The sequence below is a fragment of the Lachnoclostridium phytofermentans ISDg genome (genome assembly GCF_000018685.1).
Lineage (GTDB): Bacteria > Bacillota > Clostridia > Lachnospirales > Lachnospiraceae > Lachnoclostridium > Lachnoclostridium phytofermentans.
On the sequence record NC_010001.1, the window covers coordinates 3,597,744 to 3,611,051 of the forward strand.

10 protein-coding genes and 1 tRNA gene are annotated in these 13,308 nt (G+C 34.6%); 4 read left to right on the plus strand and 7 right to left on the minus strand.

The genetic code is table 11. The annotated features are described in order from the left end of the window. Window positions 1-22 precede the first annotated feature (22 nt). The 3 genes from CPHY_RS15155 (at window position 23) to CPHY_RS15165 (ending at window position 2,011) form a co-directional block, all read left to right on the plus strand. A complete protein-coding gene (locus tag CPHY_RS15155) occupies window positions 23-424 on the plus strand; it encodes a hypothetical protein (protein WP_041703716.1) in 402 nt (133 codons plus the stop codon). 242 nt (window positions 425-666) lie between these two features. Then, window positions 667-739 (plus strand) — tRNA-Arg (locus CPHY_RS15160). Between the two features lie 534 nt (window positions 740-1,273). Then, window positions 1,274-2,011, plus strand: a complete 738-nt coding sequence (locus CPHY_RS15165) for a hypothetical protein (protein WP_012200938.1) — start codon at window positions 1,274-1,276, stop codon at window positions 2,009-2,011. Window positions 2,012-2,307: 296 nt separating this feature from the next. Here the strand turns inward: CPHY_RS15165 and CPHY_RS15170 are convergent, their stop codons facing one another. The 5 genes from CPHY_RS15170 to CPHY_RS15190 form a co-directional block, all read right to left on the minus strand. Beyond that, on the minus strand, window positions 2,308-3,240 hold the full coding sequence (locus tag CPHY_RS15170; RefSeq protein ID WP_041703717.1) for a DUF5688 family protein: 933 nt from the start codon (window positions 3,238-3,240) through the stop codon (window positions 2,308-2,310). 611 nt (window positions 3,241-3,851) lie between these two features. Continuing rightward, window positions 3,852-4,649: a hypothetical protein gene (locus CPHY_RS15175; protein ID WP_012200940.1), complete on the minus strand. Its 798-nt coding sequence runs from the start codon at window positions 4,647-4,649 to the stop codon at window positions 3,852-3,854. Window positions 4,650-4,690: 41 nt separating this feature from the next. Continuing rightward, window positions 4,691-6,349 carry a putative bifunctional diguanylate cyclase/phosphodiesterase gene (locus CPHY_RS15180; RefSeq protein WP_049762398.1) on the minus strand — a complete coding sequence of 553 codons (1,659 nt, stop codon included), beginning with the start codon at window positions 6,347-6,349 and terminating at the stop codon, window positions 4,691-4,693. Window positions 6,350-6,978: 629 nt separating this feature from the next. Then, the gene (gltA, locus tag CPHY_RS15185) at window positions 6,979-8,358 is read right to left on the minus strand and encodes an NADPH-dependent glutamate synthase (protein WP_012200942.1); all 1,380 of its coding nucleotides are present in this window, start codon (window positions 8,356-8,358) and stop codon (window positions 6,979-6,981) included. A gap of 12 nt (window positions 8,359-8,370) precedes the next feature. Then, the gene (locus CPHY_RS15190) at window positions 8,371-9,261 is read right to left on the minus strand and encodes a sulfide/dihydroorotate dehydrogenase-like FAD/NAD-binding protein (protein ID WP_012200943.1); all 891 of its coding nucleotides are present in this window, start codon (window positions 9,259-9,261) and stop codon (window positions 8,371-8,373) included. Window positions 9,262-9,706: 445 nt separating this feature from the next. On the opposite strand from CPHY_RS15190, the gene asnB reads away from it, so the two are divergent. Then, window positions 9,707-11,560 (plus strand): asparagine synthase (glutamine-hydrolyzing), encoded by a 1,854-nt coding sequence (gene asnB, locus CPHY_RS15195; RefSeq protein WP_012200944.1) that lies wholly within the window; start codon window positions 9,707-9,709, stop codon window positions 11,558-11,560. A 255-nt stretch (window positions 11,561-11,815) separates the two neighbouring features. Here the strand turns inward: asnB and CPHY_RS15200 are convergent, their stop codons facing one another. Both CPHY_RS15200 and CPHY_RS15205 read right to left on the minus strand, forming a co-directional pair. Beyond that, entirely contained in the window at window positions 11,816-12,577 is a 762-nt protein-coding gene (locus CPHY_RS15200; RefSeq protein ID WP_012200945.1) for a sensor histidine kinase, read from the minus strand. Next, window positions 12,570-13,292: a LytR/AlgR family response regulator transcription factor gene (locus CPHY_RS15205; RefSeq protein WP_012200946.1), complete on the minus strand. Its 723-nt coding sequence runs from the start codon at window positions 13,290-13,292 to the stop codon at window positions 12,570-12,572. Before CPHY_RS15205 ends, CPHY_RS15200 begins: the two co-directional genes overlap by 8 nt. Window positions 13,293-13,308 lie beyond the last annotated feature (16 nt).

Genomic DNA, 13,308 nt, shown 5'->3' on the forward strand with positions numbered 1-13,308 from the left:
TTTTTATGAAAGGAGTCGTACTATGAAAAAATTATTTAAACGTCTTATTGCATTTACATTTGTCGCTGCTTTACTTTTTACATCATTAGCACCTTGCTCTAATGTATTCGCTGCAACTAATACTGGTTCTGATTCACACGATATGGTATTTAAAGCAAATTCTAATACTTTCGCTAAAGTTACTGTTACAGTAAAATATACATATACCGGAAGTAGTGCTGAAATAACTTCCATTACGAGATCCCTAACTACATATGATACTTCAACTTATACCGTGCAGTACGATAGTATTGCTTCATCATATAGTGGAGCAAGTGGAACTATAACCTATAAAATTTATAAAAATGGTGTATATTATAGTTTTGCAACTTTACTAGTATCTGTAAGCCGTGATGGAACTGTTAGCTGGAACACTGGAACTTGATTTTATTTAGTATTATTAAAAATCCGCCGGTTAGGGAGTAATCCTTAACCGGTCCTTTTTAATTTTTAGTATGCGTTTTTAATAGAAATAAAACCCTATTGTTGTTCCAATTATGTGATACATACCTGCATTTCATGAAATATTTTAATTCGTTTTTTGACTTTACAAATCTTTCATTTGTCGATATAATATTGGAGTACTATAAACAATTTAATATAAATAGCCTTTCTTAGGCATATCTTGCATCTGTAGCTCAGTGGATAGGGCAGCAGCTTCCGAAGCTGAAGGTCGTAGGTTCGAATCCTATCAGGTGCATTTTTTATACTCAAAATTAGCCTTTCTTTTATTTTTTCATAAAAAATCTCATTTTCTTCTTTGATATTACCTTTCCCCATGTAAATTTTTGTTACATCTTTGTTACAAATTATTAATCTAATGTTACCAAAATATGAGATATCAGTTGATTTTTGGGACATCTTTTGGTATGATAAGTAAGGTTAAATAATTCATAATATTATACTAGTAATTTATTGTACATACAAACACCCATCGCATGCCAAGCAAGAAAAAGCAAGCTTCACGAACTTTTCTTTGTCATGAATAAGAGTGTGGAGTGCTTTTATTTATTTCTTTCTAACTTCGATGTATACCACATCTACTAATTGAAGCAGTACTGATATAATTTAAAATTAATGTTTTTAATTTTCGCACTTACACTCATTACATACCAAATCTATTTACAGATGTGGTACAGCCATAATTATATAGTGTGATATGCTATTGATTTCATACTATACTCTTGATCAACATAGCAATACCATCTCAAAGTAGAACTTAAGGAGTAACCCTATGAGATTAAAGTATAAAAAATTGTTGTTATTATTCACGATGGGTATCTTTGGAATTGGAATGGTCACTATCTCCTTTCAAGTTTCGCCGGATGCATTACAAGCTGCCTTTATAAAAGAGGGAGACCGAGATTCTTTAGAACCTACTAGTTCTCCCGATTCACAAGCAATCACTCCTACAGCATTTGCAACAAATACACCAATACCAGAGAATCCGAATGCACTTAAGAAAGATGCTTATCCGGAAATCAATGAATTAATAGAAACATATTATAAGGCAAAAGTTAGTACAGATGCCAATTCCATTGAAATTTTAAAAAACTGTGTTACAGATGCAAGTCTTCTTGATTTTGAACGTATTTCGAAAAAAGTTGAATATATTACAGATTATAAGAACTTCCATTGTTATAGCAAACCCGGAACTGGTGAAATTGATTACATTGTCTATGTATGTTATGATATTATGATCACCAAGATACAAACCGGAGCCCCAAGTGCTGATGTATTCTATATTACCTATCAGGATGGAAAGCCACATATCTTTTTGGGTAATGTATCTCAGAAAACTAAAAATTATATTGATAAAACAAATTTAGACGAAGACGTTCAAAAACTAAGTAAAGAAGTTGACGATAACTTAGCCAAAGCAATTGAAATGGATGAAGATTTAAGGGAATTTTACGAAAATCTAACTGCACAAACTTCAAATGTTGAACCAAGTGAAACACCAGCTCCATAAATTATTTATATTCCCTTAAACATAAATGATTTTAAGCGTTCGTGTTGAAGTCCAAGCGGATATTCGCAATTAGCTTACGCTACCAGCTCTACCTCATTGCCACTACGTGGCATTTTAAAACATGCAAGTCCTTACCCCCGCTTATAGAAGCGGAGAACTTACCTGATGAGGTTAAATTATAATATAAGCGGGAACAAATCTTAAATTCCTTATGAAGATACAAAGCGTATCTTAGGAATATATATTTGTTCCCGCTTTTCTAGACTGAATTACATTAAGAACTAATAAACAAATTATCAAGTACCCAAATCTAACAATCCATCTCTTATCGATTCATAGCTGTATACGGTATCCGAAAGAATCTCTTCCATCGCAACCTGTGTCTGATTAATTTCTTTTACCATTTCCTCCAAGTGTTCTCTATCCCTATCTTCTCCGACTGGTACTAAAATTAGCTCATGGATACTGGATGGCAAAAGGAAAAAATCTGATCCTAATTGTTTATAAAAGAGTTCCAGTAATCCTTGGTATAACAAGCAACTAGCACCATTAATTCCACAACTATTCGTTAAAACATACATAGATGAATTGAAATTGGTTGGTAAGGTTTCTACTTCTTTTTTTGGTGTCCATGACTCATGCTTAATTGCATCATAAACAATGTCTTCCATAGGTCGTATGAGAGCTGGAAAGTTCTTTTTAGTATTTTCCATAGCCACATTTCGTAACTCTTCTACGGACACGCCCCAGTTCTTTCGATGTTCTTCTGTAATTCGAACACTTCCAATACCCTCTTCATCCCTTCTGATTAAGCAATGAAAGGTAACTGCAAATTCTAAAACGCGGTAATGCGGGATGTTTTGTAATAATAACCGATTTTTTTCATAATTTACTAACCGATAGATTATCCTTGATTTTACTTCCTCAAACTCCATTCGAGCTGGTATCGCAATCCTTCCCGTCTCCTCTCTCGCTCCATCATAAGCTTTTATTATCTCATCTACTATGTCAGTTACAGACTGACCCTTTTGATAATTCTCGTAATAAGGATTTAAATAAACACTTGGCATTATCTTATCCGTATTACAACGTATCATAAGACCATCTAGTAACAAACCGTTGTTTTTTCGAATCTGATTTAAATCAGTTTCATATCCTTCTCCTAGACGTTTTTTCACTTCCTCCTTCATATAGTTTAGGAAGTTTTCATAGGACATTAAATTAGACACCTAGAACATCTCCTTTCCTTGATTTCCATGAGTTATCTCCACTTTTGAACTTCACATAAATTTATCAAATTAAGAATTCGAAATTTAAACCTTAGATAATAAAAATAAATATAAACTTTCAAAAAAATTTCAATGAATTTCCAAGAAAGCCATCCTCAAAAAACTTTCATAATAAGTTTTCAGATGAACTTTCAATAAGCTTTCAAACGAACTTTCAAAATGAACTTCATATTTCTATATAAAGATTTAAATTTTTTGAATAAAGAAAAGCAACCATCGCAAGCTTTTCCTTGCTATGTAACATTAAGTGGCAAAACCACAAAATGCATTTTGCTGAATTCTTTAGTACACAGACTGAGGTTCGAATAGAAATTGGGGTAATTTACGATAATGTAATTTTAGACTTTAATAGCAAAATATTTTGATTCATTCGTAATGATTATTTTGCTTTAAAGAAATGAAATTTAAATAAGATTCTACTTTGATTTACTACGAAAGCCAAAAGTGGGTGTATATCCATCATGGTAGCTTAATCGTACCAAAAGTAGATAAAAAAAACAATCGCAAGTTTCCATTGCGATTGTAGAAATTTTTGATTAAAATTCAACAAATTAAATAAATGAACCTCTGGTACTTCTGTTATACTTCGCATCACTCATACTAATTGCTACCTGACCTGGTAGGTAACAGGCCCACATTCCTACGCCCGCTATTTGTACTAAGATATCCAAAACCTTTGATTTATTGGAAAGATACATAGGCAGATTATATAACCCTACTTGTATGTCACATAAGAAAAAGAGTACCATTCCAAGGCAAAATAAACCATATCGAATCTGTCCATTCATATAATGCTTCTTTGGATATAGAAGGATTAAAAAGATGAGGTTTCCGACAAAATTCACGATGTAGAATACACTTGCGAATAAGAGTAGATCTAAAACAAAACCATTAAGTTGCAAGACAACGATAACTACAGCACTTACAAATACTCTTGTAGCAAGGTGAAGAAAGAAATTTAAGAAGCCTTTCTCATGTCTACTTCTATGAACACGATTTTCCATACGAAGTGAATACCGTGATAAGCTGAACATACGATAAAAATAAATTAGCTGAACGATACAAAATGCAATAACTCCATATTGAAATTTTGTTGTAAATAATAAAAAAACATCCGCTATTACTGTAAATACAAAGGCAATATTTAATAAGATTCGATCTGCTATTGCTTGATAACATAGTGTTCTTATCACTGTCAAAACAAAGCATAACACAATCGATGTAAACTTTATAATCGAGGACACAATCACTGGACCTCCAAAGATGTCCAGTGCTAAGAATGCTAGATATAAAATTCCAAGGCTACAAACAATGATCTTACTTAACCTATTCCCCAAACGATAATTCATATGCTTCCTCCAAATCTAAGGAAAGACATTCTGCCTGTTTCCTACGAATTTTCGCTATTTAATTTCTTCAGTATCTCAAATGCTATTTCTTTAGGTACAGGCTTACCGTAGTAATATCCTTGCGCTTTTCCACAGTTGATTTCTTTTAAGAATTTTTCTTGTTCCGATAATTCCACACCTTCTGCAATCACTTCAATATTTAAATGTTTTGCTAGATCAATCATCGTATGAACAATCTTTTGATCAGAATTATTCTCTAATATCGTATCTAAAAAGCTTTTGTCAATTTTTAAATTATTCACTGGTAATCGCTTTAGGTAATTTAAAGAAGAGTATCCTGTCCCGAAATCATCTAATGCGAAAGTAATACCGATTTCCTTAAGTTTTGATATCGTAGAAATTGAAAATTCCAGATCATCTAACGCAACGGTCTCTGTAATTTCAAATTCCAAACCTCTTGCATCTGCTTTCGTCTCCTCCAGTATTTCATATACCATAGGGAGAAAATCTTTGTCCTTAAATTGTCTCGCTGACAAATTCACAGCAATCACGATATCACGATAACCACTCTCTTGGAGCGAACGCAGCTGCATACAAGACTCATAAAGCATCTTCTTTCCAATTGCAACTATCATTCCATTATCTTCAGCAAGTGGAATAAAATCAATTGGTGCAATAATTCCCTTCTCTGGATGTTGCCAACGGGCTAATGCTTCGAATCCAACCACACGGTCATTTACCAGATTAATCTGCGGCTGATAATATACAACAAATTGATTCTCTTCGATTGCCTTACGAAGTTCTGATTGCATCTCTAACTTCTGCATCATCTTAAGATTAATTGAATCATCATAATAACAGAAATTATTTTTTCCACGTTCTTTTGCTTCGTACATAGCAGAATTCATATTCTTTACAAGGCTTTGTGTTGTCTTACCATCCTTTGGCGCAATCGCAACTCCGATACTGACCGTAATAAAAAATTCTCTCGTTGCAACTCGAAATGGTGTTGCAAAAATTTGCTGTACTTCCAAAATTCTTTCTTCTAACTCTGATAAATCTGTTAGATTCTGAATTAATATTGCAAACTCATCTCCACCGATTCTTGATAAATAATCATTTTCTTTGATGAGTTCTTCTAAGCGATGCATCACATCAATTAACATCTCATCGCCATAGGAGTGGCCTAACGTATCATTGATGTCTTTAAAATTATCAATATCGATATCTAAGATTCCAACGATTTCATTCTGACGTATTGTCGCCATGATACCATCCAATAGTTCAACAAATGCAAGCCGATTTGGCAGCGATGTCAAATAATCGGAATACGCCATACGTTTCACGATTTCTTTACTCTTTTTCAGTTCTTCATATTTACTATGTAATGCATCTTTGGTTGCAGTAACCTCTGATAATGCCTTTTCTAATTCTTTATTGCTCTCTTTTAGTTTCTGATTTACATTAATAGCAGCTTTCTCTGCCTTGGTTCGCTTCCTTATATTCACAAACAATAAAAGAAAAAAAATCAAAAACACCACAATTGTCACAAGTAAAATATATAATAAATTCCGCCCAGACCCAATGTCTATCTGATTAACGGTCGTATCTGCAGTTGTATTCATTAAAATAAGTTCGGTATCTGTAGAAGTTGTATTCATCGCTGATAATACAATTTGAAGCAATCTGCTTTTTCCCATTCTTATTCTTATGCTCTCTTGGAGTTATATTTCATACAAGAAATCACGCTTATGACTCCTTGTTTTTCTACGGAGCATTCCTTTCTACACAATATGTCTTCTATTGTGTTACAATCTGTCTTCTAATACGTAACCTCAAAATCCGTACCTTTATAAAATTACCTTATCAGATATATACTAACATAATTACCAAGTTCTTTCAATTATAAAATTACAGATTTTCGCAAAATATTACGTTATAAGTATTAGAAAAGCGAATATTATGGCTCATTTTGTTCATAATAAAGGAAATATTCAATTACCTCGACATATTTATCGATTCTAATAAATTTTCTATTTAATTTAAATTCTTGTGTCTATCAGAAAATAGTGATAAGTCTATACCTTCTGAAACTCAAAATAGTATGTTTTGTGATCTTTTTCTTGTCATGAATGAAAAAACTGGGGAAACCAAGTCTATCGCATGAAGCATAGCTTCACTTTAGAATTTTTGGTTTCCCCAGTTTTTTAATACACGATAAATTCGCAATCCAATTCACTTATCATGAACAAGAAAATACACACTTCGAGAACTTTTCCTTGTTATAAATATTTATTATCACATGATAAAATATATCGCTACTTATAATTTATGATAAAAATTCATCAATTCCTTTCGCTGCCGCCTTACCTGCTCCCATTGCTAGGATAACAGTTGCAGCTCCTGTTACAGCATCACCACCGGCATATACACCTTCTTTTGTGGTCTTGCCGTCAGTTTCTTCTGCGATAATACATTTATGAGAATTAATCTTAAGACCTTCGGTTGTAGAAGAAATGAGTGGATTAGGACTTGTTCCTAAAGACATAATAACAGTATCAAGCTCTAATACGAATTCAGAATCTGGTACCTCTACTGGTCTTCTTCTTCCGGATGCATCTGGCTCGCCAAGTTCCATCTTTACACAGCGCATTCCTTTCACCCATCCAGTCTCATCTACAAGAATTTCTGTTGGATTTGTTAATAAATCGAATATGATTCCTTCTTCTTTTGCATGATGTACTTCTTCTACTCTTGCTGGAAGTTCTTCTTCACTACGACGATAAACAATGTGAACCTCTGCCCCAAGACGTAATGCAGTTCTTGCAGCATCCATTGCAACATTACCACCGCCAACAACTGCTACCTTTTTACTGGAGACAATTGGTGTATCATAGGATTCATCAAACGCCTTCATCAAATTGCTTCTTGTTAAGTATTCATTTGCTGAGAATACACCATTTGCATTCTCACCAGGAATACCCATGAATTTTGGCAGACCAGCACCAGAACCAATGAATACAGCATCAAAGCTTTCCTCATTAAATAATTCATCAATCGTGGTTGATTTTCCAATTACTACGTTTGTTTCGATTTTAACACCAAGAGCTTTAACATTCTCAATTTCTGTCGCTACTACAGTTGATTTTGGCAAACGAAACTCTGGAATACCATATACCAAAACACCGCCTGGCTCATGAAGTGCTTCAAAAATAGTTACGTCATAGCCAAGTTTTGCAAGATCACCAGCACAGGTTAAACCAGCAGGGCCAGAACCAATTACCGCTACTTTCTTACCCTTCTTCTCCTTTGGAGGTTCCGGTTTAATTCCATTTTCTCTTGACCAATCTGCAACGAAACGTTCTAATTTACCAATGGATACTGGGTCTCCCTTAATGCCACGAATACATAAAGCTTCACACTGGGATTCCTGAGGACAAACACGGCCACAAACTGCAGGTAATGCAGAATATGTGCTGATTACTCGATAAGCTTCTTCAATGTTACCAGCTTCCACCTCTTTAATAAAGCCAGGAATGTCAATGCTAACTGGACATCCTAAAACACACTTTGGGTTCTTACATTTTAAACATCTCGTTGCCTCAAGCATAGCCTCTTCTTTATTATATCCAAGACAAACCTCCTCAAAGTTTTTCGCTCTGACACTAGGTTCTTGCTCTCTTACCGGTACTCTTTTTAATACGTCCATGTGATTTTCCCCCTATTCCTCGCTGCCGCAGTATCCGCATCCGCCATGATGAGTATCGCCTTCTTTTTCACGAAGCTCTTTTCTTCCTTCCTTGGTCTTATACATCTGCGATCTCTTCATTGCTTCGTCAAAGTCAACCAAATGACCATCAAACTCAGGGCCGTCAACACAAGCAAACTTTACCTGACCACCAACCGTAATTCGGCATGCGCCACACATACCAGTACCATCTACCATAATAGGATTCATACTGACAACAGTCTTAATTCCTAGTTCTTTCGTTAATAGGCAAACGAATTTCATCATGATGATTGGGCCGATTGCAATGACAAGATCGTATGATTTTCCTTGATTTTGTACTAACTCTTTGATCATATCATTTACATTTCCCTTAAACCCATAGGAGCCATCATCTGTTGCTACATATACATTTGCTGCAACTTCCTTCATCTGATCTTCTAAGATGATGAAATCATTGCTACGTGCACCAATAATGCAATCTACATTACATCCAATACTCTTCATCCACTTTACCTGCGGATAAACCGGAGCAGTACCTACACCACCGGCAACAAAGAGAATCTTCTTTTCTTTTAACTCCTCAACTGGTTCGTCAATTAATTCAGACTTACAACCAAGTGGGCCTGTAAAATCTCTAAAGTATTCACCAACCTCGTACTTAGCCATCATCTGAGTTGATGGACCTACCGCCTGAAATACGATGGAAACAGTTCCTTCTTCCCTATCATAGTCGCAAATGGTTAGTGGAATTCTTTCTCCTTTTTCATCCATCTTAACAATCACAAATTGACCTGGATAGCAGCTCTTAGCAACACGTGGAGCTTCTACATCCATTAAATAGATGTTGGAAGCTAGAAGCACTTTTTTAGTAATCTTGTACATACCATCTCTCCTAACAATTTTTTCATCCGTTTTGCCTGGATTTTATGTAGTTATTCTACATGAATTTCTAACCTTAAGCAAGAAACAGTTAAGAAACACATGTTAAATAAATAACAATTAATTTGATATCATTGGTTATTATAGACCATCGGGTTAAAAAAATCCAGTATTAATTACAAGTTTTATATAATAGCATATTTGTGCTATTCTGTCCATAGCACTGTAAACTTACATTCAAGCAATTCCTTGTTTTAAATCACTTCACCAGAATTTAAGATGTATATCTATACACTTAAAGTAATATATATTACTAAAATTTACCGATTATTGTTAATAAGTTAACATTCAAATTTACATGTCTGACTATTTCTATGCACACATTTTCTATTCATTACATAAATTAATGTGACAATAAAAAGAACTTGCTATCGGGAGGTTACATACCATGTGCGGAATTGCTGGTTTCTATCATCCTAGACAAAACTACTTAGAGAAAGAATCCTACTATAAAACAATTTTAAATTGCATGACCAAACGTCTTTATCATCGCGGTCCGGACGAACAGGGAATCTATCTGAATGAACACATAGGCTTGGCTCATGCGCGTCTATCCATCATTGACTTGGTTTCAGGCGGACAGCCAATGCTACGCTCTTTTGGAGAAAGGACGTACGTCATCGTATACAATGGCGAAATATATAATGCAGAGGAATTAAAAAAAGAGTTGCAACAACAAGGCATGAGTTTTCAAACGACTTGTGATACTGAAGTCATACTACTTGGTTTTATTGCTAATGGACCTGATTTCGTAAAAAAACTGAATGGTATCTTTGCTTATGCAATCATTGATGTTGCAAAGAATTCCCTCTATCTCTTCCGCGATCAAGCTGGGGTAAAACCTTTATTCTATACTTTATATGAGGATACCTTAATCTTTTCCTCTGAGATAAAAGGATTGTTTGAGTACCCAGGATTTACACCGAAAGTTACGAGCGAAGGGTTAAATGAAATATTCTCAATCGGTCCTGCCAAAACCCCTGGATGCGGTGTTTTTGATAAGGTCAAGGAAGTTTTACCAGGGGAAATGGTTTGCTATAACCAAAGTGGTTTTACGAAAGAACTCTATTGGAAACTGGTGAGCAAGCCACACGAGGATTCTTATGAAGAAACCATGGAACGAACTGGGTTCCTAGTTACGGATGCGATACGCCGCCAGATGGTCAGTGATGTTCCAATCTGTACCTTTCTCTCAGGTGGGATAGACTCTAGTATTGTAACTGCAGTTTGTGCAAATGAATTAAAGAAAAAGAATAAGCAACTTGACACCTTTTCCTTTGACTTCGTGAACAATGAAGAATTTTTTAAAGCTAATAAATTTCAGCCATCAAGAGATCTGCCTTATGCACTGAAAATGGCGGAGCATTTTAACACCAATCATCATCTTCTAGAATGTGATAATGTTATGTTAGCGAAGCGACTACATGATTCCGTACTTGCAAGAGATTTGCCAGCTATGGCGGATATCGATTCCTCTATCCTACATTTTTGTTCTCTCGTCAAACAATATGATAAAGTAGCTCTGACAGGGGAATGCGCAGATGAAATCTTTGGAGGCTATCCTTGGTTTCATAGTGAGGAGGCCAAAAAATCTCATTCCTTTCCTTGGTCAAGAGACCTAAGTGCAAGAAAGCAGTTATTAAAGGATGAATTTCTTCAGTGTCTTCATATGGACGAATATGTTCAGAATGCGTATGAAACAACAGTGAGTGAAACACCTTATCTCGCAGAAGATTCCGAGGACGAAAGAAGACTTAGAGAAATCTCTTATCTGAATCTTAAGTGGTTTATGCAAACCTTATTAGATCGTATGGATCGAACCAGTATGTATAGTGGATTGGAAGCTAGAGTACCTTTTGCAGACATAAGAATCATTGAGTATCTATGGAATGTTCCATTTTCTATGAAAGCTCCGGATGGCATCGTAAAAGGGTTATTAAGAATGAGTTGTAGCGGTTTGTTACCCGATGATATTCTCTGGCGAAAGAAATCTCCTTATCCAAAAACCTATGATCCAGGATATGAATCCTTAGTTGCTACACAATTATTAGAAGTAATGAATGATAGTTCTTCACCAATCGTTTCATTTATTGATAAGAAAAAACTGGATTCCTTCCTTCATACTCCATCTGATTATGGGAAACCATGGTATGGCCAACTTATGGCTGGTCCGCAAACACTAGCATACCTCTTAATGATAAATGATTGGTTAGAAACTTATCATATTGAAACAGTAATATAATACCTATAAAAATTAAAAAGATATCAAAGCTAAATTATATTAAAGCTAAGATTATATTAAAACCAAATAAAACAAGATAATGCTTTGCAAACTTTTCCTTAGAATAAAAGAAAGAGGGAATTTACAAGCCAACACATTTCCTATTGTGGTGGTTCTCATATATTCCCTCACCTTTTAATATTTTCGAAATTAACTATTAAAAAGCCGATAGTTTATTCTTCATTTATAGAGCTTTTGAAGATTTAATTTCAAAACTTAGAACTCAACATGGAAGCTAACATAATTTTCTCCAAGAATTATTTCATTCTCCACATAGATATCCCCGCCCCAATGCTTCATAATGCGATTTGCATTATATAAACCATATCCTTGACTCTCCTTCGTATTTTTTGTAGAGTAACCACGCTCAAAAAATCTAGATAGTTCATTGATTGGAATCTTTTCATGGCGGTTCTTAATGATAAAAATTAAGCGGTCATCCTCGGAGGTTAGATAGATTTTTACGTTTCCTTCTTCTTTACCACAAGCTTCAAAAGCATTATCAATCAAAGTTCCAAGTACTTCTACTGCATCCATCTCCGGCACATTCGTAAAGATATCTTTGCTCCCCACAATCAATTCAACTTGAACATTCGGGGGTGAAGCTATAATTTTACTATACAAAAACCCCGCTAACACTTTGTTACTGATTTTTAGCAACCCTTGATAATTATGTTCTGGTAAGGATATAAGCTCCCTAATATACTCTGCCTGTGATTTGACAAGCTCCTCATAATTATCTATGGTTAAATGCATACTTAGGAGGGCATTTAAGTGGTTGTCAAACTCATGCTGCCTTGCTCGTATTTCTTTAATAAATTCCTCCAAAGGCTTTACATATAATTTATACAACCGCAGTTCATCTTCCTGTTTTAGATAAATCATTAACTTTTGCTTCCATAATAGATATATAGCTAAAAGAACAATCAATACGATCAATAGAATGGCCAGTGATTTAAATATTGTAATATTATTCATTCATCCATCTCCTCATATTACTTTTATAGGTAATCCCTATCTCTATTGTTTTATGAATGCCCTTTAGCTTTATCAATTGATTTACAGTATCCACGTAGTCAATATAATCGGTGTTTACAACAAACATACGATGACATTGAAGAAACTGCTCACTTGGAAGCTTCTCTAACAGTTGTCTTATCGTTAAATACTTAATATCTAATATCTCCTCTTTTAAGTAAAGACTCACTCCTCTTGGAATCGCCTCAATACAGATGATATCTTCAATGTGAATTCGGTAATTAACTCCAGCCTTTTTGACGGTTAATTGCTCTCTTTTCATCGGGGTTTTTTCCATCGCTAATTTTGATAAAAGTTCGAGTACCTGATTCTTTTCATATGGTTTAACCAAGTATGAATAACATTGAGTCTCACGGTAAGATATTAATTCTAGCTCTGCTATTGATGTGATAAAAACAATCGGTGTAAACGCATAGAATGGTATCTCTCTTATTTTTTTAGCAAATAAAATTCCTTGTTTATTCTCTTTCTCAAATGCATCTAGGTTAATATCCAAAAGAAATAATGCTATTTTAACTTCACTTTTTAGTATTCTAATTGCTTCATCGTAAGTGTATGCAAAAAGAGCATGTAAGTCCAGCTTACTCTCTTTTATGATTGCTCCCAACGCCTCTGCATTTTGCTTACAATCCTCTAAGATTAGTACACTGGTCATAACATGCTCCTTTGAT